Source organism: Paraburkholderia phenoliruptrix, from assembly GCF_019511605.1.
GTDB lineage: Bacteria > Pseudomonadota > Gammaproteobacteria > Burkholderiales > Burkholderiaceae > Paraburkholderia > Paraburkholderia phenoliruptrix_A.
This window is the reverse complement of sequence record NZ_JAEUAV010000005.1, coordinates 200,962-221,872: the sequence shown is the minus strand read 5'-3', so window position 1 is coordinate 221,872 and position 20,911 is coordinate 200,962. Positions and strand designations below refer to the sequence as shown.

Here is a 20,911-nt window from a genome sequence, read left to right as displayed (position 1 = left end):
TCCACCGGGACTGCAAAAAAGCGCTTGAATCCTGAATAAATCGCCTCATTTTGGTGGTAATCGAAATTGGAGGTCTCGAATGAGAATCGACAAACTCACCACTAAATTCCAGGAAGCGCTGGCGGACGCGCAGAGTCTCGCGGTCGGCCATGACAATCAGTATATCGAGCCGGTTCACGTGCTCGCGGCGCTCGTCGCGCAGCAGGACGGTTCGGCGCGTTCGCTGCTGTCGCGCGCCGGCGTGCACGTGCAGGCGTTGCAAACCGCGCTCGACGAGGCCATCACGCGTCTGCCGCAAGTTCAGGGCACCGACGGCAACGTGCAGATCGGCCGCGAGCTGACCGGTCTGCTGAACCAGGCGGACAAGGAAGCGCAAAAGCTCAACGACACGTTTATCGCGAGCGAAATGTTCCTGCTCGCCATCGCCGACGATAAAGGCGAGGCGGGCCGGCTCGCGCGTCAGCATGGCTTGTCGCGCAAGTCGCTCGAAAGCGCGATTGCCGCGGTGCGCGGCGGCTCGCAGGTGCACAGCCAGGACGCCGAAAGCCAGCGTGAAGCGCTCAAGAAGTACACCATCGACCTGACCGAGCGTGCGCGGGCCGGCAAGCTCGACCCGGTGATCGGCCGCGACGACGAAATCCGCCGCTCCATTCAGATTCTGCAACGCCGCACCAAGAACAATCCGGTGCTGATCGGCGAACCGGGTGTGGGCAAGACCGCGATTGTGGAAGGGCTCGCGCAGCGCATCGTCAACGGCGAAGTGCCGGAAACGCTCAAGGGCAAACGTGTGTTGTCGCTCGACATGGCCGCGTTGCTGGCGGGCGCGAAGTATCGCGGCGAATTCGAAGAGCGTCTGAAGGCCGTGCTCAACGACATTGCGAAGGACGAAGGGCAGACCATCGTCTTCATCGACGAAATTCATACGATGGTCGGCGCAGGCAAGGCCGAAGGCGCGATGGACGCGGGCAACATGCTCAAGCCGGCGCTCTCGCGCGGCGAACTGCACTGCGTTGGCGCGACCACGCTCGACGAATATCGCAAGTACATTGAAAAGGACGCCGCGCTCGAGCGCCGCTTCCAGAAGGTGCTCGTCGACGAGCCGACGGTCGAGGCAACGATCGCCATTCTGCGCGGCTTGCAGGAGAAGTACGAACTGCATCACGGCGTGGACATCACCGACCCGGCTATCGTCGCGGCGGCTGAACTGTCGCATCGCTACATTACCGATCGCTTCCTGCCGGACAAGGCCATCGATCTGATCGACGAAGCAGCGTCGAAGATCAAGATGGAAATTGATTCGAAGCCCGAAGAAATGGACCGGCTCGATCGCCGCCTGATCCAGTTGAAGATCGAACGCGAAGCGGTCAAGAAGGAGAAGGACGAAGCGTCGCAAAAGCGCCTGCAATTGATCGAAGAGGAAATCGAGCGGCTCGACCGCGAATATTCGGACCTCGAAGAAATCTGGACCGCCGAAAAGGCGGCGGTGCAGGGCAGTGCGCAACTGAAGGAAGAGATCGACCGCACGCGAGCCGAGATCACGCGCTTGCAGCGCGAAGGCAAGCTCGAGAAGGTCGCCGAACTGCAGTACGGCAAGCTGCCGGGTCTCGAGGCGCAACTGAAGGAAGTCACGCAGGCCGAGGCGAAGGAGCAGAACAACCCGACGCGGCCGCGTCTGTTGCGCACCCAGGTCGGTGCGGAGGAAATCGCCGAGGTGGTCTCGCGTGCAACCGGCATTCCGGTCTCCCGCATGATGCAGGGTGAGCGCGAAAAGCTGTTGCAGATCGAAGAAAAGCTGCATGAGCGCGTGATCGGCCAGGACGAGGCGATCAACGCGGTGGCCGACGCAATCCGCCGCTCGCGCGCGGGGCTGTCCGACCCCAACCGTCCGTACGGTTCGTTCCTGTTCCTCGGTCCGACCGGCGTGGGCAAGACGGAGCTGTGCAAGGCGCTGGCTGCGTTCCTGTTCGATTCGGAGGAGCACCTCATTCGCATCGACATGAGCGAGTTCATGGAGAAGCACAGTGTGGCGCGTCTGATCGGCGCGCCGCCGGGATATGTCGGCTACGAAGAGGGCGGTTATCTGACGGAAGCGGTGCGTCGCAAGCCGTATAGCGTGATTCTGCTCGACGAGATCGAGAAGGCGCATCCGGACGTTTTCAACGTGCTGCTGCAGGTGCTCGACGACGGCCGCATGACTGACGGGCAAGGCCGCACCGTGGACTTCAAGAATACGGTGATCGTGATGACGTCGAACCTCGGTTCGCAAGTCATCCAGTCGATGGTCGGCGAGCCGCAGGAAGCGGTGAAGGACGCGGTGTGGACCGAAGTGAAGCTGCACTTCCGTCCGGAGTTCCTGAACCGGATCGACGATGTCGTGGTGTTCCATGCACTCGACCGCTCGAACGTGCAGTCCATCGCGCGGATCCAGTTGCAGCGCCTGCATGAGCGGCTGGCCAAGCTCGACATGCAACTGGTGGTGTCGGACGAGGCGCTCGAGCATGTCGGCAAGGTCGGCTACGATCCGCTGTTCGGTGCGCGGCCGTTGAAGCGCGCGATCCAGCAGGAGATCGAGAACCCGGTCGCCAAGCTGATACTCGCGGGCAAGTTCGGTCCGAAGGATGTCATTCCGGTCGAACTGGAAGACGGCAATCTCGTGTTCGAGCGTGTCGTGCACTGAACTCGCGAACCATCCGACGCGACATGCGGCAAGCCGCGTAGATAGCAAAGCGGCAACGAAGTGATCTTCGTTGCCGCTTTTTTTTGTGGGTGCGATTGGGTGCGTTGGCTTGCTTGTCGGTTGGCTTTCGTTGCCGTTCTCGTTGCCGTTGCCGTTGCCGTTGCCGTCGCAGCACAAGCGGTCGCCGCCGCCCGCGCCGCTAATTACGCCGTACCCTTGCCAAACAGTGCCGACAAGCCACCAAGCGCGCCGAGCACGGTCGTCGCGTTCAGTTTGCCTTCGGCCGGCACTTCGCCTTCCGGCGTCGCTGCATTGACCACGTGCGGCAGGATCTGCGCTAGAAGGCCGGTCACCTGGTCCGGCTGCACGCCGGCTTTCGCGGCAAGGTTCGTGACGGCTTCGGAGCCGAGCACGCTATGCAGCGCGTCGGCCGCAATCGGCTGATTCTCGCCGTTGCTGATCCACGACGATACGACGTCGCCGAGGCCCTTTTCCTGGAAGCGTTGGACCAGGCCGTTCAGGCCGCCTGGCTGGCTATTGACGAATTCGAGCGCGGCTGCAATCAACGCTTGCTGGCCGCCGCCTTCCGGCGATTTGCCGACCAGGGAACCGAGGGTATCGAGTAGGCTCATGACGGTCTCTCTTGAATGCCGGCACGTCGCAGACGGCCGGCGGGTGAGGCGCCGCGCGGCTGCGCGGCGTCGAGGGAAGGAAGGCGCACTGCGAAGGCTGTTGCCGTGCCTGTCATGCGCAGCACGCGCGCAGACGACACGAAAACCCCGCTCGGCACGCCGCCTTGCTGGTTAAGTCAGTGTCTGACGCGTGTCGCGCCAGACAGGTTCTCTATGCGCCGCCGGAAGCCGCGGCGGCGGATGCCGTTTTGCTCTTCCTGGCTTTTTTCTTCGATGCCTTCGCGCCGGATGCGTCGCCAGGCGCACTCGCGGCAGTTCCGCTGGCAGCGGCGGTAGTAGTGGCAGCCGTGGTAGCAGTGGTAGCAGTGGTAGCAGCGGGCGCGGACGCCGCTGCGGCGGCCTCCTTGTTCTTCTTCGAAGAATGCGACGACTTCGACGACTTCGACGCTTTTGCGCCGGAAGCGTCCGCAGGGGCAGCCGGCGTTGCTGTAGTGGCGGCGCCGGTCGCCGTGGTTGCAGGCGTCCTGGTCGCAGGCGCTGCAGTTGCCGCGCCGTTGGCCGCCGGCGTGGCCTTCGTCGCCGGCGACTTCGCGCCCGCGGACGTCGTGGCGGACTTGCTACCCGTGGGCGGCGCTGACGAGCCATTGATGGTCAGGCCCGCCGCTTCCAGATTGATCACCGACTTGTTGCCGATGCCCTTGACGCGCGCGGCGAGGTCGTCTGCGCTCCTGAACGGGCCGTTCTTCGTACGTTCTTCAATGATCGCCTTGGCGTGCGCGGGGCCAATGCCCTTAACCGATTCGAGAGCCGCCTGATCGGCCGAATTCACCTCGACCGCCGCCGCCAGGCCGGCCGACAGCGACAGCGCGAGAGCAACGCAAAGCATCACAAGCTTTTTCAGCATGGCAAGCACTCCATTGAGGGCAAAAATTAGCCAGGAACGGACGACGCATTCTGTCAGCAGGCGCTGCGCTTAAGCATAGGACAAATGCGCGTCCTTATTCGCGAACGCCGACGATTTATACCGGCCGACGAGTGGCAAGTAAATCGCCTCGGACAATCTTTAAACCTTTTGCCTCTGCATTGCGCAGATGTGAGTCCATAGTGCGAAACGCATGAATGGCTCACCGACGATGACAGCGCGGCGCACTTGACTTAGAGTGCACTCGAAGTCCTAACCTGAGTCCTGTCATGTCGAAAACGTCGAACGCACTCACCATCGGGCAGGTCGCCGGAATCATCGGCGTCTCCACGCATACGCTGCGCTACTACGAGCAGGCCGGCCTGATTCGCGAGGTCGGCCGCACGCAAGCGGGGCATCGTCTGTATTCGCCGGCCGATCTCGACTGGCTGCGCTTCGTGATGCGCCTGAAGGCGACCGGCATGCCGATCGCCGGCATGCAGGCTTTCGCGGCGCTGCGGGCTGAAGGTCAGCAGACGGTGAGCGCGCGCCGCGACATGCTGGCCGCGCATCGCGATGCAGTTCTCGCGCAGATTGCCGAATTGCAGACCAACCTCGGCGCGATCATCGACAAGATCGCGTATTACGAAGGCGAGGCGGCCCGCAAGCCGCCCGCGGGCGGCAACCGGACACGACGGATCGACGACACGTCATCGCACTCACACTCGGAAAAGGACTCACCATGGACCACGCACAAACCGACCGCTACACGCAAGGCTGGAACAAACTGAGGGAAATCGACGGTGCAGCCGGCGAACAGGTGATTGCCGCGCTCGCGCCGATCGCGCCGGATTTCGGGCGTCTTCTGATCGAGTTCGGTTTCGGCGATATTTACAGCCGTCCGCAACTCGATCTGCGGGCGCGCGAGATTGCGACGATCGCCTCGCTCGCCACGCTCGGCTGCGCGCAGCCTCAGTTGAAGGTGCATATCGAGGCGGCGCTGAATGTCGGCTGCACGCGCGAGGAAATCGTCGAGGTGTTCATGCAGATGGCGCTCTATGCGGGCTTCCCCGCGGCGCTGAATGCGCTCTTCGCGGCCCGCGAAATTTTCGAGCGCCACGATCGGGCATCGCAAGAAGCGAAGGAGGGACAGGCGATGGCGTAGGCAATGGCTGGGCAATGGCTGGGCAACGGCTAGGCAGTGCCATAGGCGACCTGAGCACGCGGCTTCGCGAGAGCCCCGCGCATGCATGCTTTCGCCGCCGCCGCGCGTGGTGCCAGCCGCGTCACACGCTGGCGTCGGCGCTCAATTTGCGGGCGGCGCGCACATGGCGCCTGCTGATCACACGCCAGTAGAGCAGCAGCCCGATGCCGGCGATCGCGAGACTTGCCGTGTTGGCAACCCAGAAGCCGCGCGCGCCCGTCAGCCATGACGGAATCGTGCCGCTCACGTTGAAGCCAAGCAGATAACCGCCGCCAAGCCCCACGCCCCACAGCGCGACCGCGTAAATCGCGGTTGGCACGACAGCCACCTTGTAGGCGCGCAGCACGAAGGCAGTGGTGATCTGCAATGCGTCGAAGAAGTGATAGCAGACGACGATCAGCACGAGCGGCATCGCTGCCGCCGCGACTTGGGGATTCGGCGTATAGCCCGCAATCACATAGGGGCGCAGCGCCAGCACGATCACGCCATAACAGCAGGCAATTGCGACGGCCATCATGATGCCGTGGCGCGACAGCGTGCGCGCCGCTTCGGGGCGATGCGCGCCGAGCGCCTGAGCGACGAGCGTCGACGAAGCAATGCCGATGGCAAGCGGCGTCATATAAAGCACCGCGCCGATGTTGCCGGCAATCTGATGCCCGGCGAGGGTGGTCGTGCCGAAGCGCGCGATGAAAAGCGCCATGAAGGTGTACGACGTGACCTCGATCAGATAGGACAGCCCCATCGGAATGCCGAGCCGCAACTGTGCTGCCTGGCGCCGCCAGACCGGCCAGCAGAAGCGCTTGAAGATCGCGAAAGGCGTGAACACGTCCACGCGCGTGAGCAGCGTCATGCCGAGCAGCGCAAGCGCCCAGTTGATCAGGCTGCTGGCGAGCGCGCAGCCGGGTCCGCCAAGCGCCGGCACACCGAAACCGCCGAAGATGAACCATGTATTGAGCGGCACTTTGAGCAGCAGTGCGCCGACCTGCAGGATCATCACGAGCCGCGGCTTGCCTACTGCATTGCTGATCGACCCGTACACCCGAAAAGCGAGGCCGGCGGGCAGGCCGAACGCGAGTATGCGCAGATACGACACCGTGCGTTCGTGCAGCGCGTCGGGCACGCGCGCGAGTTGCAGCAGGTGGCCGGGAAAGAACAGGATCAGAAAGCCGATCACCGTCAGCGCGAGCGTGAGCCACAACGCCTGGCGCACTTCCTCGCCGATCTCCTCGTAGCGGCGCGCGCCGTACAGTTGTGCGGTGATCGGTTGCAGCGCGGTGAGAATCCCCGTCAAGCCGATGTAGACAGAGACATAGATCGACGACCCCAGGCCGAGCGCAGCAAGATCGACCGCCGAGTAGCGGCCGACCATGGCCGTGTCGATTACGCCGAACGCGATGATCGCCAGTTGGCCGATCAGCACCGGCCAGGCGAGTCCTGCGATTTTCCGTAGGTCGGCGAGCATGTTCGTTCAGTCGGCTTTCTTGCGCCAGCCGCGCCGTTTGACCACAGGCGGCTTGGGCCGGTCGATGCGCACATACAGACGGAAGCGTTCGTCGCGGTCGGCCACGCGGCGGCCTTCCCACACGAGCTTCCACATGAAGTTGGACATTGCGCTCGGCTCGCCGTAGTCCTGGGTGTCCTGGCGCAGAATGACGTCGCAGTCTTCATCGAACGCGAAATGCATGTCGCCGAAATAGGCAAACGTCGCGATCTGCGCATTGCCGAGCCGCACCGGCGATATGCACGTGTAGTCCTCCGGCAGATGGCTCGCAATCTGTTCGGCGACGTCCTTGTAGGTCCGGCTGTAGTTGACGACCGGCAGCCACAAGGTCATCAGCAACACCCACATGAGCGTAGTGCCCGCGCTCGAGAGCACGACGCTGCGCCACAGCACCTTGGGATGCCGCGCGAGGCGCCACCGCACGAGTACGAACCAGCAGAGCGTCACCGCCACCGCGCACAGAAACGACAGAATCTTGAACTGCGGCGCAAAGCCCGGCGCAAGACGTGCGAGATTGCGCGCAAGCGGATGCGGAAAACCAGTGAGACCGGCGACGTAGACGAGCCAGACGAAGCTGCCGAGAATTGTGAAGCTGAGCAGCGCGAACCAGTCAATCGCGTTGATCGCGCCGCGCTTGAGCGTGGGCAGCGCGAACGTGGCCAGTACCGCGAGCGCGGGCAGCAGCAGCATATAGAGCCGGTTCGACTGATGGCTTTGCAGCACGACCAGCACGAGTAGTGGCCCGATCACCGAAAGCGGAATGGCGACGTGCGGCGCGCGCCGCAGCCCCGACCAGCTGAACCAGGCCCACAGCGCGAGCGGCCACGCGGGCCATGTGAAGAGCGGCAGGTTCTTGAGCGCGTAGGCCGCGACCGAGCCCGGCGGTCCGGCAAACGAGCTCAGACTCACATGCACCCATTGGTTCAGGTACCAGACGGCGTCGACGGGAAAAGCCGCCAGCGCGGCAATCGGCCAGGCGACGGAAATCGCGAGGGCAATCGGCAGGCCGACGAGCAGCAGCCAGCGCGAGCGCGTTTCGCGCACGATCAGCGTCATCGCGAGCGTGCCGAGCAACAGCGCGCCGACCAGCACCGGGCTGCTCGCGAGCGTCACGAGGCCGACGGCAAGCCCCCAGATCGACGCGCCCTGAATCGGCTTGTCGATCATCCGCACGAGGCCGTACACCAGCATGGCAATGCCGACGAATTGCGCAAGCTGCGGCGTGGTTTCATGACCGCGTTCGGCGAGGCCGAAGCACGCCAGCAGGATCAGCAGCGCGCCGTCGGCCAGCGTGCGGCCGTAGTCGCGCGGCTCCGGCTCGCCGCCGAACGCGTACTTGAACGGCTGCACTTCGGCGCGCCGGCCGAGCAGGTAGGCCGCGTACCAGACAAACGCGCAGCCCGCGCAAAACAGCAGGCCGGTAAAGACGCGCGAGGCATTGCTTGCGTCGACCCACGGCGCCAGCGCGCGGATCGCGCTTGCGCCGAGCCAGTAGCCGAGCGGGCCGTCTTCAGTCAGATATTTGCCGACCAGATTGGGCAGGAGCCAGTCGTGCGCCGTCCCGTTCGCCATGGTCCACATCACGCCGAAGCCGGCTGCGTCCTCGTTCTTCCATGGATCGCGGCCGAACAGGCCGAACGACGCGTAGACGATGCAGATGGTCAACAGCAGCCAGCGCGGCAGCGCACTGGTCGCAGAGGCAGTGAGGCGAACGACAGGTCTCATGCGGTTTGAATTATTGGATAATCGAAAGCCGCCATCGGAGTGCGAATCCGGCTGAGACGGGCTGGTTTGAGCATCCGGCATTGTAGTCGGCGCGCAGTGTGCGCGTCACGACCGGTAACGGCGCGCAACGGCGTCGGGGGCGCCGTAACAACCCGTAGCGCGCGCCCGCTGCGCAAGCCTCGCGCCGGCGCAGCAGAGGAGCGCGGCTGCGGGCCCGCAGGGGACAAAAAAGGGCAGCTTACGCTGCCCTTCGTTTTTGCTGCATCGCTGCCGGCCGGAGCTGGCGAAGCGTTGTTCAGGCGTATTACTTCGCTGCGGCCTTGCCGGTAGCGCGCGAGCCGAACTTGTTGCGGAACTTCTCGACGCGGCCTGCCGTGTCCATGATCTTTTGCTGACCCGTGTAGAACGGATGCGATTCCGACGACACTTCGATCTTGGCGAGCGGGTAGGTCTTGCCGTTGTATTCAGCGGTTTCACGCGTCTGGATCGTGGAGCGCGTGACAAACTTGAAGTCGTTCGACACGTCGACGAACAGGACTTCGCGGTAATCCGGGTGAATGCCTTCTTTCATGGTCTTTCCTTTAATCTGGCGGTAGCCAACCCGCGTGAGGCCGCTGTTGCGCGGACCGCATCTTGGCGCGAGCCACTTGCCTAGGGTCGAAAAGCGCGATTATGCCAGAAAATCAGTCGCTTGACGAATTCTCCGGAGGTTTTTGACCGGTTCACGGCTGTGGCGCCTTTTTCCGGTATTACAGCGGTGCAAAGCTCAGACCGACGCGCGCCGGGTCCTGACGGTAATAGCGCGCGAGGAGCCGGTACAGTTCCGGATACGCCGCCTCGAAGGCCCGTGGCTTGACGAAAAGCGCCTCGCTGCACACCGCGAAGAACTCAGACGGGTGATCGGCGGCGTACGGATCGATCAGCGATTCACGCTCGAAGCGCGTCCAGCGGCGCTGCGGCACTGCGTCGACGCGGGCGCAGAACTGGTCGTAGGCGGAATCGAACACGTCGGCCCACGCGTTCGCATCGAGCGGCGCATGCCAGCGGCGGATCAGCGGCGGGTGGCCGTCCGCCTCGCCGTTGAGCATGTCGATTTTGTGCGCGAATTCGTGGATCACCACGTTGTACGCGTCGAGGCCGTCCGTCATCTGCGCGTCTTCCCACGACAGGATCACCGGGCCGCCTTCCCAGGCCTCGCCGCTTGCATCCTGCTCGACTTCGTGAACCACGCCGTCTTCGTCCTCGACGGTCTTGCGAATCACGAATTCGCCCGGATAGACGATCACGCCGACCCATCCGCGGTACAGGTCAAGGCTCAGGTTCAGCACCGGCAAGCAGGCTTGCGCTGCGATGGCGACGGTCATCGCGTCGGTCAGTTCCAGCTCGTGCGCGGTGGAAAACTCCTTCTGCGCGATGAACAGGCTGCTCATTTCGCGCAAACGCGCGAGGTCCGGCGGGTCCAGGTGCGCGAGAAACGGCAGGCCGTCGAGCGTGGCTTGCCACAGCGTGTCGCCAATCGCGTAGTCCCGCCGTGCGCGTTGACGCCGGCGGGCGCCGAGCCATTGAGTCAGTTTGGAAAGCATGGGCCGATAAAAACCATTAGTCGATCTGTGTTTGCCAGGCGGCGAAAATTCCGTCGCGTGTCGCGATGCCGAACAGGGAATAGAAGCCGTCCAGCGCACTGCGAGAACCGGTCAGGTCTTTCGCGCGGCTTTTGCCTGGCTTAACGGTGCTCCTGCTGTTACACGCTTTACTGTTTCTCGCAGGCGCGCGGCTGCTCTGTTCGAGCAACGCGTCCGCATTCTCGCCCGCAAAGCGGCGCTTCAGATAGTCGAGATCCGGACGCAATTGCTCGCGTAACTTTTGCGCTTCCCGCAACTCGCGGCGCATGGCCTGAATGCGTGTGTCGAGCGCAGCGGCCTGTTCGGCGATCGCGTCGTGAATCTGCTGTAGCGATCCGGTCGAAACACGCCGCTTGCCGTTGACCGTTTTCCATGGGCCGCTTCAGCATCCCGCATGATGCCATGCAGGGAAAGCCCTGCGACTGCAAACGCAAAATGCGTCCGAAGCGCAGCAAGTCTCTTTCGTCGTAAAGGCGATAGTGGCCTTCGTTGCGCGCGTGGTCGACACGAGTCCGCGCTCCTCGTAATACTTTCAATGTGCGCACCGTCGCGCCGAGGCGCCCTGCGACCTCCGGTACGGTGAGGAGGGCAGGTGAGTTGGTTGTCATGTGCGTTGACATGCAAAGCGAGCAGGCGAGCATTTGTTCGTACTCCGACCTATGCGCTCACGTACATCATTGCCGACGCTTTCAGTAAATCGGCTTTAGCCTGCCGGACACGCCAAACCCACTGCACGAAAAAAAACCGCTCGTCGGCAACGAGCGGTTTGCGGGTGCGATGTTGCCTGACGCGCGGCTTAGCTGCCGCCGCCGCGCCGCATCATGTCGAAAAATTCGGAGTTGCTCTTGGTCTGGCGGATCTTGTCGAGCAGGAATTCCATCGACTCGACTTCGTCCATGTCGTGAATGAACTTGCGCAGCACCCAGATCTTCTGCAGCACCTCGGGCTTGATCAGCAGTTCTTCGCGCCGCGTGCCGGACTTGTTCAGGTTGATGGACGGATACACGCGCTTCTCGGCGAGACGGCGCTCCAGGTGCACTTCCATATTGCCCGTGCCCTTGAACTCTTCGTAGATCACGTCGTCCATGCGGCTGCCGGTTTCGATCAGCGCCGTGCCGATGATGGTGAGCGAGCCGCCTTCCTCGATATTGCGCGCCGCGCCGAAGAAGCGCTTCGGACGTTGCAGCGCGTTCGCGTCCACACCGCCCGTCAGCACCTTGCCCGAAGCCGGCACCACCGTGTTGTACGCACGCGCGAGACGCGTAATCGAGTCGAGCAGGATCACCACGTCGTTTTTCATTTCGACGAGGCGCTTGGCTTTTTCGATCACCATTTCGGCAACCTGCACGTGACGCGCGGCCGGTTCGTCGAAGGTCGAGGCGATCACTTCGCCGGCCACCGAACGCTGCATTTCCGTCACTTCTTCCGGGCGCTCGTCGATCAGCAGCACAAACAGCACGACGTCCGGATGATTCTGCTTGATGGCGTGCGCGATGTGCTGAAGCATCACGGTCTTGCCGGACTTGGGCGAGGCCACGAGCAGACCGCGCTGACCCTTGCCGATAGGCGCGATCATGTCGATGATGCGGCCCGTCACGTTTTCTTCGCCACGCATTTCACGTTCGAGCAGCAGCACCTTGTTCGGGTGCAGCGGCGTCAGGTTTTCGAACATGATCTTGTGCTTCGAGGCCTCCGGCGGCTGGCCGTTGACCTTGTCCACCTTCACCAGCGCGAAATAGCGTTCGCCGTCTTTCGGCGTGCGCACTTCGCCTTCGATCGTGTCGCCCGTATGCAGGTTGAAGCGGCGGATTTGCGACGGACTGATGTAGATGTCGTCCGTGCTGGCGAGGTAAGAGGTTTCCGGTGAGCGCAGGAAGCCGAAGCCGTCCGGCAGCACTTCGAGCGTGCCGTCGCCGAAGATCGTATCGCCCGATTTGGCTCGTTTTTTTAGAATGGCGAACATCAATTCCTGCTTGCGCAGGCGGTTCGCACTTTCGATCTCGAGGCCATTGGCCATCTCGATCAATTCGGACACGTGCAGAGTCTTAAGCTCGGATAAATGCATACGGAGAACCCGCAGGAGAAGGTGCGACGAAATGAAATCTGGGAGGAGAAGTGAGCGGAACCGCTCAAGGACTTACACGTCTTTTCGACGTTTTGCGGATTCTAGCATAGCACACGCCAGTTTCCGCCAGTGCGCCGGCACGGCATCTTTGTGAGAAGAAACGTTGCCGGCTGACAACAGAAGAGAAGGCGACAGCGCGGTGAGAAGCGGGCGCGAGCGGGTCCGGTCAGACCACGCAGTGCGCCCGCTCAAACGCTTTACAGGTTGCCGTCGAGGAATGCGGTGAGTTGCGACTTCGACAATGCGCCGACCTTTTGTGCGGCGACCGCGCCGTTCTTGAAGAGGATCAGCGTGGGGATGCCGCGCACGCCGAACTTCACCGGCGTGGACTGATGTTCGTCGACGTTGATCTTGGCGATCTGCAGGCGATCGGCGTAATCCTTCGCGACCTCGTCGAGGATCGGCGCGATCATCTTGCACGGACCGCACCATTCAGCCCAGAAGTCGAGCAGCACGGGTTTATCGGATTTCACGACGTCCTGTTCGAAGGATGCGTCGCTAATATGCTTGATCTGTTCGCTCATTGAATACCTCTATCGGTTCGAGGCCCGCCTGAATTGCTCGCCACGATATGTCAAAAATCAGGAAAACTTCCGTTCGCTTAGCCGCATCCGGAGCCTCGCCGCTTCTGCGCGAAAAGCCTGAGACTATTCGCGAATACGCGGAAGGCTCGCGCTTGCGGGTCATCCGTACGGCAGTTTAGCTTAATTCGCTATCCGTTGCCGGGGGCGATAGTAGCCGTCAGGGGCAGTGCGGCCCGGTGGGACCTATAGCTGCCGATGACTGCCGCGGAACTGCCACCGTGTTTCATTAACTGCGACGTAGCCTATCTGGAGGCGCGGCGCAGGAACTCAAGAGAGACTGTAGAGCGCGCAACGCGCGCGTCGCGAAAAGAGGCGCTTCGCGGTTGCGCGCACGCTTCACATCGCGCCAGTCGCTTTGCTCGCATTAACAGTCGCGCAACCGGCGCGGCAATGATAGAATGTTTCGTGACGGGCCTCCTCGCATGGAGGGATGGTCAACCTGGTCAGGTCGGGAACGAAGCAGCCACAGCCGTTTTCCACCAGTGCCGAGGGTCAGGCTCGTCACCTTCCTCCTTTCTGTTTGTTCTGCTCGTTCAGTTTTCTTCCTGCTGTTTTTCCTGCTGTTTTTCCTGCTGTTGTCCCCGCTGTTTTCCCCGCTGTTCCCAAGTTTGTCTTGAGTCTGGTGAGAGCGCGCTCTCCGCATCTCTTTAGATACCGGTTTGTCATGCTGCGTGGCTTTGCGGCGTCCAATTGGGCTGTGCCTGAGCGCGAGTGGCTCACCCTCGCAAGTGTTGCGTGCAAGCCCGCGCGCGCTATTGACCTTAGGCCGCCAGCGCTACCTGCGAGCGTGGCTGCACAATATTTTTCTATTGGTCCATTAGCCGTTATCAATCGGCGGGCGGCGCCGTGCAGGCGGCCCACCGAATCGGTTTTGCACGGCATTGTTACTGATACAATTTCCGGATGACCTATCAAGTTCTCGCACGCAAATGGCGGCCGAAGGATTTCGCGTCGCTCGTCGGACAGGAGCACGTGGTGCGCGCGCTCACGCACGCGCTCGACGGCGGCCGTCTGCACCACGCCTATCTGTTCACCGGCACGCGGGGCGTCGGCAAGACCACGCTGTCGCGCATCTTCTCCAAGGCGCTCAATTGCGAGACGGGCGTAACGTCAACGCCGTGCGGCGTGTGCCGCGCGTGTCGCGAAATCGACGAAGGGCGCTTTGTCGACTATGTCGAAATGGACGCGGCGAGCAACCGCGGTGTCGACGAAATGGCGGCGCTGCTCGAGCGCGCGGTGTACGCGCCGGTCGACGCGCGCTTCAAGGTCTATATGATCGACGAAGTGCATATGCTCACGAACCACGCCTTCAACGCAATGTTGAAGACGCTGGAAGAGCCGCCGCCGCACGTCAAGTTCATTCTGGCCACCACCGACCCGCAGAAAATTCCCGTCACGGTGCTGTCGCGCTGTCTGCAATTCAATCTGAAGCAGATGCCGGCCGGTCATATCGTCTCGCACCTGGAGCATATTCTCGGCGAGGAGAAGGTGCCGTACGAGGCACAGGCGCTGCGCCTGCTCGCGCGTGCCGCAGACGGTTCGATGCGCGATGCGCTGTCGCTGACCGACCAGGCTATCGCCTATTCCGCCAATCAGGTCAATGAAGAGGCGGTGCGCGGCATGCTCGGCGCGCTCGACCAGAGCTACCTGATCCGCCTGCTCGACGCGCTCGCGCAAGGCGACGGTGCCGCGGTGCTCGCCATTGCCGACGAAATGGCGCTGCGCAGTCTGTCGTTTTCCACCGCGCTGCAAGATCTGGCGAGCCTGCTGCATCGCGTTGCGTGGGCGCAGTTCGCGCCGTCGTCGGTGCTCGACGAGTGGCCGGAGGCCGGCGATCTGCGCCGCTTCGCGGACACCCTCAGCGCCGAGCAGGTGCAGTTGTTCTATCAGATCGCGACCATCGGGCGCAGCGAACTGGGTCTCGCGCCCGACGAATACGCCGGCTTCACGATGACGCTGCTGCGCATGCTGGCATTCGAGCCGGCTCCAACGGGCGGCGGTGGCGGCGCAACCGGCTCCGGCCGGCAAGCCGCTCAGGCGGCCGCGAGCGGCACAAGGCCGGCGGGCGCGCCTGCGGTGGCCGCGCAGCAACGGTCGTCGGCCCTGTCTGCCGATGCTTCGGGGGCTTCTGCTTTCCAGACGTCTGTCGCGCCAACCCGGCCCGCTTCGGCCGAGCCCGTTGCCGCGGTGTCGCGGGGGCGCGATGCGAGAAATAATGACGCTGCAGCGTCAGGTGAGACCGCTGCTATCGGCGAGTCGCATGGCGGCGGCGATTCGCTGCCAGCCGTTGAGCGCAACGCGAAGCCGGCAGCGCAAGCAGTAGCGGGACAAGTCGCTGAAGGCCCGACTCACGAACCGGCGGCTCGGGAAGCAACTCAGGCGAGCGGGCCTGGCGTTGCGTCGGCTGCCGCGAATGCCCGTGCGATGCAGTCGCCGGCGGACCGACAGGAGCCGGCGCCATCCAATGAGACGTCCGCGGTTGCCCCGGCCGCTGCGGCGTCAGCTCTCGCGCCGTGGGAGGACGCGCCGGCTGATGCGGCAGCGTCTCCCGTTCCCGCCGATGCGCCGGCCGCAACAGCAAACGCAACAGCGAGCGCGCCGGCCGACACGCTGCCTTCGGCAATCCCAGCCGCACCCGCGCCGGGTGCCGTGCTGGAACACCAGGCTACTGCTGCGTCCGATCCTGCGTCGATCATTGCAACGGCGCCCGATGACGCGCCGCCGGCCAGCTTGAGCGCACCGGCCGCTGCAGCCTCGGCGCGCGTGAGCGAAGCCGCCGGCTCGCCAGGCGCGAACCAGGAAGCGGCCGCTTCGCAGGCGCCAGCGCCGCGCCGCGCGGGCGGCGCCAGCGCCGCACTCGACGTGTTGCGCAGCGCCGGCCTCAAAGTGTCTTCTGATCGTGGCCGTGCAGGCGCTGGCGCCAGCGCTCGGCCTGCCGCGTCCGCCGTGGCGGCTCCGGCGGCCAAGCCGGCCGGGCCGCGCGTGGTGGTTCCCGTGCCGACCCCTGGCGCGCAGCGCGAGGCCTCAGCGCAAGCCGCGGCGGCGGGGCGCGCACCGGCACAGTCCGCGCAATCGGTGCAATCCGCGCAATCGGCACAATCAACGCAATCGGTGCAGTCCGCGCAATCGGCACAATCAACGCAATCGGCACAATCAGCGCCCCGGAACGACGTGCGGCAAAGCGGCTCGCCGGTGCCTCCGTGGGACGACATGCCGCCCGACGACTACATGCCGCTCTCCGCATCGGACGACGGTTATTACGGTCCGCCGGACGACAACTACATGCCGGTGTTCGACACCGGCCCGGACGATGTCCGCGTCAACGCGCCGGCCGCTGCCGCGCCCGCGCCCGTCGTCGATCAGCGTCCGCTGCCGCCCGCCGTGCCGCTCGATCCGCTCGGCTTCGCGGGCGACTGGCCGGCGCTCGCGGTCGATCTGCCGCTCAAGGGCATCTCGTATCAGCTCGCGTTCAACAGCGAGCTCATGGCACTCGAAGGCAAGACGCTGAAGCTTAACGTGCCGGTGCCGCAGTACGCGGAGAGCTCGCAGGTTGCGAAGCTCAAGGCGGCGCTCGCCGAAAAGCTCGGCCAGAACGTCGACGTGGTGGTCGAAGTCGGCCCGGCGCGCCGCACCGCGGCTGCCCGCGACGCCGCGCTGCGCGCGCAACGCCAGCAGGAAGCGGAGCGCGAGCTCAGCGCCGATCCGTTCGTGCAGTCGCTGATTCGCGAATTCGGCGCGAGCATCGTGCCGGGCTCGATTCGCCCGATTACTCCGGACGCCGGCGCGAACGGCGCGTCCCCGGTTCACTGATTCGCCGCGCGTCGCCCTGCAAATACACTGACAGCGCGCGCATTTCACGAATTTCACGCTATCAAGAAGGAGCATTTCCATGATGAAAGGTCAACTCGCCGGGCTGATGAAACAGGCCCAGCAGATGCAGGAAAACATGAAGAAGATGCAGGAGCAGCTTGCTCAGATCGAAGTCGAAGGGCAGTCGGGCGCGGGCCTCGTCAAAGTGACGATGACCTGCAAGAACGACGTGCGCCGCGTGTCGATCGACCCGAGCCTGCTTGCCGACGACAAGGACATGCTGGAAGACCTGGTCGCCGCTGCATTCAACGACGCCGTGCGCAAGGCCGAAGCCACCGCTCAGGAAAAGATGGGCGGCATGACCTCGGGCCTGCCGCTTCCGCCGGGCTTCAAACTGCCGTTCTGAGCGCCGCGCCATAGCGGATAGCGGGCGGGCGCGGCACGACTGAAAGCGTTGCGTTTGCCGCGCGCAAGGTGCGACGATCATCCGGCCAACGCGCGGCTCGCGTTCCGGACGAGCCGCGCGAGCCAGCCGCGCCTGAGATTGCCCAAAGTGGCCTAAGGTTGCCCGGAGTGGCCCGAGAGCGTCCGTTGCGCAGCTCGAATGCGGCTGGGTTGCAGCCTGATTGCGGTCTGATTGCAGTCTGATTGCAGTTCCCCGCAACCCGCTTGTAGCTCAATTGCAGCCCGCATGCAGTTCGATCGCAGTCCCAGCGCAGCCGCGTTTTTTGCGTACCTGGCCGCGCTAATCGATGCGACGCGCTGCGCGTTTCGCACTGCCCGCGGTCCGTTTGGCGACACGTACTGTTGAAGAGCCGTTCCGTGCGCAGCGCAGGCAAAGCACTGACGCGCGCGAGGCGCCACCCGCCTGAGCGGTCCGCAGCCAGTCCGCAGCAGGTCCACAGCAAACCAAACCTCGAGCCACATGCCCGGGCATCACCCACCTCGACGCCGATTCGCATGAAACAACCTTCCGCCTTGTCGGCGCTCGTCGAAGCGCTGCGCGCGCTGCCCGGAGTCGGACCGAAGTCCGCGCAACGCATGGCGTATCACCTGATGCAGCACGACCGTGACGGCGCCGAAAAGCTCGGCCGCGCGTTGCTGTTCGCGACCGAGCATCTGCAGCACTGCGAGAAGTGCAATACCTTCACCGAAGCGCAGGTCTGCGAGGTGTGCCTCGACCCCGAGCGCGATCCGACGTTGCTATGCGTCGTCGAAACGCCTGCCGACCAGATCATGCTCGAGCAGACCATGACCTATCGCGGTCTGTATTTCGTGCTGATGGGGCGGCTCAGTCCACTCGACGGCATCGGTCCCAAAGAGATACATTTCGACCGGCTGGTGAAGCGCGCGTCGGACGGCGTCGTGAAGGAAGTCGTGCTGGCCACCAACTTCACCAACGAAGGCGAAGCCACCGCGCATTACCTCGGGCAAACGCTCAAGGCGCGCGGTCTGTCCGTCACGCGCCTTGCCCGCGGCGTGCCGGTGGGCGGCGAACTGGAGTACGTCGATGCGGGCACCATAGCCCGCGCGATGCTCGATCGCCGCTCGATGTAGCCGCGCCCGCGCGGGCGGCGTCCGCGCAGCGTCGAGCGGGGCCGGTGTGAGCAGTGCGCGAGTGCAACGCGGCTGCAAGAACGTACACAAGGAGACTATGAGCGCAACTTCCCAACCGGGCGCGAACGAGGCGCCACAAAGTCCGCCAGAGGACGCGTCCCTGAACACCTCCAAAGACACGTCCAAAGACGCGTCCAGAAGCGCCTCCGGAAACACGCCCCCAACCGCACCTGGCCCGCTTGCCGGCGTGAAAGTGTTGGAGCTTGGCACGCTGATCGCCGGCCCGTTCGCGGCCCGCTTTCTCGGCGAATTCGGCGCCGAGGTCATCAAGATCGAAGACCCGAAAGGCGGCGATCCGCTGCGCAAGTGGCGCAAGCTCTATCCGGAAGTAGGCGGTACGTCGCTCTGGTGGGCCGTGCAGGCGCGCAACAAGAAGTCGGTTACGGTCAATCTGAAGGCAGAAGAGGGCAAGGAGATCGTGCGCCGTCTCGCGCGTGAAGCGGACATCGTCGTCGAGAATTTCCGGCCTGGGCTACTGGAAAAGCTCGGGCTCGGCTACGACGTGCTCTCGGCGGAGAATCCCGGACTCGTGATGGTGCGGCTCTCCGGCTACGGCCAGACCGGACCCTATCGCGACCGTCCTGGCTTCGGCGCGATTGCTGAGTCGATGGGCGGTCTGCGTCATATCACCGGCTACCCGGATCTGCCGCCGCCGCGCATCGGCATTTCGATCGGCGACTCGATCGCGGCGCTGCATGGCGTGATCGGCGCGCTGATGGCGCTGCACCACAAGCAGGTGAACGGCGGCAAAGGCCAGATTGTCGACGTCGCGCTGTACGAGGCCGTCTTCAACATGATGGAGAGCGTAGTGCCCGAATATGGCGTGTACGGCATGGTGCGCGAGCGCACCGGCGCGTCGCTGCCGGGCATCGTGCCGTCCAACACCTATCCGTGCCGCGACGGCAGCATCGTGATCGGCGGCAATAGCGATCCCATCTTCAGGCGCCTGATGCTCGCCATCGAACGGGAGGATCTCGCGAACGACGCCGCGCTCGCGCATAACGACGGCCGCGTGCCGCGCACCGAGGAAATCGACTCGGCGATCGCCGCGTGGCTGGCCACGCGCACGATCGACGAAGCGCTCGCGGTGCTCAATGCCGCCGACGTGCCGGTCGGACGCATCTACAGCGTGGCCGACATGTTCACCGATCCGCAATACATGGCGCGTCAGATGATCCAGCGTTTCAAGTGGCAGGACGGCCGTGAGATCACGTTGCCCGCGGTCACGCCGAAGCTCTCGGCAACGCCAGGCGAGACGCGCTGGCTCGGTCCCGAACTGGGTGAACATACGGATGAAGTCCTGCAATCGCTAGGTTATGATGCAGACCACATCGCAAGGTTGCATGCGCAACAAATTGTGTGAGCCACGCGAGAGCACCGCAGAAACCCGCGGGCATGCGCGCAAGACGCCCGCTGCGGGCCACAAATAGAATCGCAACAGCAAAGATTGCAAGAGCCTCGGAGACAACGAACATGCATCGCAGAAGCTTCCTCGCCGCTACCGCCGCGTTCGCGGGCGCCACGCTGACGGCCACGCCGCTCGCGTTCGCACAGGGCAAGCTGGAAACCACCAAGGTTGCCGTTGCTGTCGGCGGCAAGAACCTCTTTTACTATCTGCCGCTCACCATTGCCGAGCGCCGCAATTTCTTCAAGGACGAAGGACTCGAAGTCGAGATCTCCGACTTCGCGGGCGGCTCGCAGGCGTTGAAGGCGGCGGTGGGCGGCAGCGCGGATGTCGTGTCCGGCGCCTTCGAACATACGCTGCTGTTGCAGGCGCAAAGGCAGTCTTTCCGCGAGTTCGTGCTGCAAGGACGCGCGCCGCAAATCGTGCTCGCGGTGTCGAAGAAGACCATGCCCAATTACAAGTCGATCGCCGACCTGCGGGGCAAGAAGATCGGCGTGACCGCCCCTGGGTCGTCCACCTCGATCATGGCGAGCTTCGTGCTGGCCAAGGGCGGACTGACCGCGAAGGACGTGGCGTTCATCGGCGTGGGCGCGGGCGCCGGCGCGATTGCCGCATTGCAGTCCGGACAGATCGACGCCCTTGCGAACCTCGATCCGGTAATGACCAAGCTCGAGCGCAGCGGCGACATTCGCATTGTTTCGGACACGCGCACGCTCGCGGATACGCGCAGCGTGTTCGGCGGCGATATGCCGGCAGGGTGCCTGTATGCGTCGCAAAGCTTCATCACGAAGAACCCCAATACCACCCAGGCGCTTACCAATGCCATGGTGCGCGCGCTCAAATGGCTGCAGACGGCAACGGGCACCGAACTCATCAACACCGTGCCGGAAAGCTACCTGCTGGGCGACCGCGCAGTCTATCTGGACGCCTGGCAGCACGTGAAGGAAGCCATGTCGCCCGACGGTCTGATGCCGGCCGACGGCCCAGCCACGTCGCTGAAGACCTTGCAGGCGTTCGACGCCACGGTGCAGGGCAAGCCGATCGACGTGTCGAAGACCTGGACGAACGACTTCGTGAAGAAGGCGCTTGCCACCGTCAAGGCCTGAAA

General features: G+C 63.8%; 17 protein-coding genes, 1 other RNA gene and 1 pseudogene. 9 read left to right on the top strand and 10 right to left on the bottom strand.

The window, feature by feature from the left end; translation table 11 throughout:
• The first annotated feature begins 79 nt into the window (after nucleotides 1–79).
• A complete protein-coding gene (gene clpB, locus JNB89_RS10065) occupies nucleotides 80–2,677 on the top strand; it encodes an ATP-dependent chaperone ClpB (protein ID WP_013339110.1) in 2,598 nt (865 codons plus the stop codon).
• Between the two features lie 203 nt (nucleotides 2,678–2,880).
• Here the strand turns inward: clpB and JNB89_RS10060 are convergent, their stop codons facing one another.
• Together JNB89_RS10060 and JNB89_RS10055 are read right to left on the bottom strand one after the other, a co-directional pair.
• Nucleotides 2,881–3,309, bottom strand: a complete 429-nt coding sequence (locus tag JNB89_RS10060) for a YidB family protein (RefSeq protein WP_013339111.1) — start codon at nucleotides 3,307–3,309, stop codon at nucleotides 2,881–2,883.
• 211 nt (nucleotides 3,310–3,520) lie between these two features.
• On the bottom strand, nucleotides 3,521–4,213 hold the full coding sequence (locus JNB89_RS10055) for a ComEA family DNA-binding protein (protein ID WP_220362078.1): 693 nt from the start codon (nucleotides 4,211–4,213) through the stop codon (nucleotides 3,521–3,523).
• A gap of 287 nt (nucleotides 4,214–4,500) precedes the next feature.
• Between JNB89_RS10055 and JNB89_RS10050 the strand changes: the two genes are divergently transcribed.
• Together JNB89_RS10050 and JNB89_RS10045 are read left to right on the top strand one after the other, a co-directional pair.
• Nucleotides 4,501–5,001, top strand: coding sequence for a MerR family transcriptional regulator (locus JNB89_RS10050; RefSeq protein ID WP_218741493.1), 501 nt, complete (start codon nucleotides 4,501–4,503; stop codon nucleotides 4,999–5,001).
• On the top strand, nucleotides 4,953–5,375 hold the full coding sequence (locus JNB89_RS10045) for a carboxymuconolactone decarboxylase family protein (protein WP_220362077.1): 423 nt from the start codon (nucleotides 4,953–4,955) through the stop codon (nucleotides 5,373–5,375). The genes JNB89_RS10050 and JNB89_RS10045 overlap by 49 nt, the downstream gene beginning before the upstream one ends.
• 121 nt (nucleotides 5,376–5,496) lie before the next feature.
• Here the strand turns inward: JNB89_RS10045 and JNB89_RS10040 are convergent, their stop codons facing one another.
• The 8 genes and pseudogenes from JNB89_RS10040 to trxA all read right to left on the bottom strand — a co-directional run bounded on the left by JNB89_RS10040 (nucleotide 5,497) and on the right by trxA (nucleotide 12,911).
• Entirely contained in the window at nucleotides 5,497–6,876 is a 1,380-nt protein-coding gene (locus tag JNB89_RS10040) for an MATE family efflux transporter (RefSeq protein ID WP_220362076.1), read from the bottom strand.
• 6 nt (nucleotides 6,877–6,882) lie between these two features.
• Nucleotides 6,883–8,640: an ArnT family glycosyltransferase gene (locus tag JNB89_RS10035; protein ID WP_220362075.1), complete on the bottom strand. Its 1,758-nt coding sequence runs from the start codon at nucleotides 8,638–8,640 to the stop codon at nucleotides 6,883–6,885.
• Nucleotides 8,641–8,944: 304 nt separating this feature from the next.
• Nucleotides 8,945–9,211 carry a type B 50S ribosomal protein L31 gene (locus JNB89_RS10030; RefSeq protein ID WP_013339117.1) on the bottom strand — a complete coding sequence of 89 codons (267 nt, stop codon included), beginning with the start codon at nucleotides 9,209–9,211 and terminating at the stop codon, nucleotides 8,945–8,947.
• Nucleotides 9,212–9,389: 178 nt separating this feature from the next.
• Nucleotides 9,390–10,223 carry a zinc-dependent peptidase gene (locus tag JNB89_RS10025; protein ID WP_220362074.1) on the bottom strand — a complete coding sequence of 278 codons (834 nt, stop codon included), beginning with the start codon at nucleotides 10,221–10,223 and terminating at the stop codon, nucleotides 9,390–9,392.
• A 16-nt stretch (nucleotides 10,224–10,239) separates the two neighbouring features.
• Nucleotides 10,240–10,530 (bottom strand): hypothetical protein, encoded by a 291-nt coding sequence (locus tag JNB89_RS31365; RefSeq protein WP_346656200.1) that lies wholly within the window; start codon nucleotides 10,528–10,530, stop codon nucleotides 10,240–10,242.
• 196 nt (nucleotides 10,531–10,726) lie between these two features.
• A pseudogene (locus JNB89_RS31360) lies at nucleotides 10,727–10,870 on the bottom strand (MerR family transcriptional regulator); the annotation flags it as partial.
• A gap of 188 nt (nucleotides 10,871–11,058) precedes the next feature.
• A complete protein-coding gene (gene rho, locus JNB89_RS10015) occupies nucleotides 11,059–12,327 on the bottom strand; it encodes a transcription termination factor Rho (protein ID WP_013339119.1) in 1,269 nt (422 codons plus the stop codon).
• A 257-nt stretch (nucleotides 12,328–12,584) separates the two neighbouring features.
• The gene (trxA, locus tag JNB89_RS10010) at nucleotides 12,585–12,911 is read right to left on the bottom strand and encodes a thioredoxin TrxA (RefSeq protein WP_006048864.1); all 327 of its coding nucleotides are present in this window, start codon (nucleotides 12,909–12,911) and stop codon (nucleotides 12,585–12,587) included.
• Between the two features lie 467 nt (nucleotides 12,912–13,378).
• Between trxA and ffs the strand changes: the two genes are divergently transcribed.
• The 6 genes from ffs (at nucleotide 13,379) to JNB89_RS09980 (ending at nucleotide 20,909) form a co-directional block, all read left to right on the top strand.
• An RNA gene (gene ffs, locus JNB89_RS10005) (signal recognition particle sRNA small type) lies at nucleotides 13,379–13,477 on the top strand.
• A 397-nt stretch (nucleotides 13,478–13,874) separates the two neighbouring features.
• Nucleotides 13,875–16,781, top strand: coding sequence for a DNA polymerase III subunit gamma/tau (dnaX, locus tag JNB89_RS10000; protein ID WP_220362073.1), 2,907 nt, complete (start codon nucleotides 13,875–13,877; stop codon nucleotides 16,779–16,781).
• A gap of 79 nt (nucleotides 16,782–16,860) precedes the next feature.
• Nucleotides 16,861–17,187 carry a YbaB/EbfC family nucleoid-associated protein gene (locus tag JNB89_RS09995; protein WP_006048866.1) on the top strand — a complete coding sequence of 109 codons (327 nt, stop codon included), beginning with the start codon at nucleotides 16,861–16,863 and terminating at the stop codon, nucleotides 17,185–17,187.
• Nucleotides 17,188–17,741: 554 nt separating this feature from the next.
• A complete protein-coding gene (gene recR, locus JNB89_RS09990) occupies nucleotides 17,742–18,338 on the top strand; it encodes a recombination mediator RecR (RefSeq protein ID WP_027211160.1) in 597 nt (198 codons plus the stop codon).
• 97 nt (nucleotides 18,339–18,435) lie between these two features.
• Nucleotides 18,436–19,761 carry a CaiB/BaiF CoA transferase family protein gene (locus tag JNB89_RS09985; RefSeq protein WP_220362072.1) on the top strand — a complete coding sequence of 442 codons (1,326 nt, stop codon included), beginning with the start codon at nucleotides 18,436–18,438 and terminating at the stop codon, nucleotides 19,759–19,761.
• 110 nt (nucleotides 19,762–19,871) lie between these two features.
• On the top strand, nucleotides 19,872–20,909 hold the full coding sequence (locus tag JNB89_RS09980) for an ABC transporter substrate-binding protein (protein ID WP_013339123.1): 1,038 nt from the start codon (nucleotides 19,872–19,874) through the stop codon (nucleotides 20,907–20,909).
• Nucleotides 20,910–20,911 lie beyond the last annotated feature (2 nt).

What these genes read in the sequence shown, in the direction of transcription:
- recR (WP_027211160.1), top strand. Translation starts at nt 17,742, where the DNA reads ATGAAACAACCTTCCGCCTTGTCGGCGCTCGTCGAAGCGCTGCGCGCG.
- JNB89_RS10040 (WP_220362076.1), bottom strand. Translation starts at nt 6,876, where the DNA reads ATGCTCGCCGACCTACGGAAAATCGCAGGACTCGCCTGGCCGGTGCTG.
- JNB89_RS10030 (WP_013339117.1), bottom strand. Translation starts at nt 9,211, where the DNA reads ATGAAAGAAGGCATTCACCCGGATTACCGCGAAGTCCTGTTCGTCGAC.
- rho (WP_013339119.1), bottom strand. Translation starts at nt 12,327, where the DNA reads ATGCATTTATCCGAGCTTAAGACTCTGCACGTGTCCGAATTGATCGAG.
- JNB89_RS09985 (WP_220362072.1), top strand. Translation starts at nt 18,436, where the DNA reads ATGAGCGCAACTTCCCAACCGGGCGCGAACGAGGCGCCACAAAGTCCG.
- JNB89_RS31365 (WP_346656200.1), bottom strand. Translation starts at nt 10,530, where the DNA reads ATGCGCCGCGAGTTGCGGGAAGCGCAAAAGTTACGCGAGCAATTGCGT.
- JNB89_RS09995 (WP_006048866.1), top strand. Translation starts at nt 16,861, where the DNA reads ATGATGAAAGGTCAACTCGCCGGGCTGATGAAACAGGCCCAGCAGATG.
- JNB89_RS10055 (WP_220362078.1), bottom strand. Translation starts at nt 4,213, where the DNA reads ATGCTGAAAAAGCTTGTGATGCTTTGCGTTGCTCTCGCGCTGTCGCTG.
- JNB89_RS09980 (WP_013339123.1), top strand. Translation starts at nt 19,872, where the DNA reads ATGCATCGCAGAAGCTTCCTCGCCGCTACCGCCGCGTTCGCGGGCGCC.
- dnaX (WP_220362073.1), top strand. Translation starts at nt 13,875, where the DNA reads ATGACCTATCAAGTTCTCGCACGCAAATGGCGGCCGAAGGATTTCGCG.
- JNB89_RS10050 (WP_218741493.1), top strand. Translation starts at nt 4,501, where the DNA reads ATGTCGAAAACGTCGAACGCACTCACCATCGGGCAGGTCGCCGGAATC.
- JNB89_RS10035 (WP_220362075.1), bottom strand. Translation starts at nt 8,640, where the DNA reads ATGAGACCTGTCGTTCGCCTCACTGCCTCTGCGACCAGTGCGCTGCCG.
- JNB89_RS10045 (WP_220362077.1), top strand. Translation starts at nt 4,953, where the DNA reads ATGGACCACGCACAAACCGACCGCTACACGCAAGGCTGGAACAAACTG.
- trxA (WP_006048864.1), bottom strand. Translation starts at nt 12,911, where the DNA reads ATGAGCGAACAGATCAAGCATATTAGCGACGCATCCTTCGAACAGGAC.
- clpB (WP_013339110.1), top strand. Translation starts at nt 80, where the DNA reads ATGAGAATCGACAAACTCACCACTAAATTCCAGGAAGCGCTGGCGGAC.
- JNB89_RS10060 (WP_013339111.1), bottom strand. Translation starts at nt 3,309, where the DNA reads ATGAGCCTACTCGATACCCTCGGTTCCCTGGTCGGCAAATCGCCGGAA.
- JNB89_RS10025 (WP_220362074.1), bottom strand. Translation starts at nt 10,223, where the DNA reads ATGCTTTCCAAACTGACTCAATGGCTCGGCGCCCGCCGGCGTCAACGC.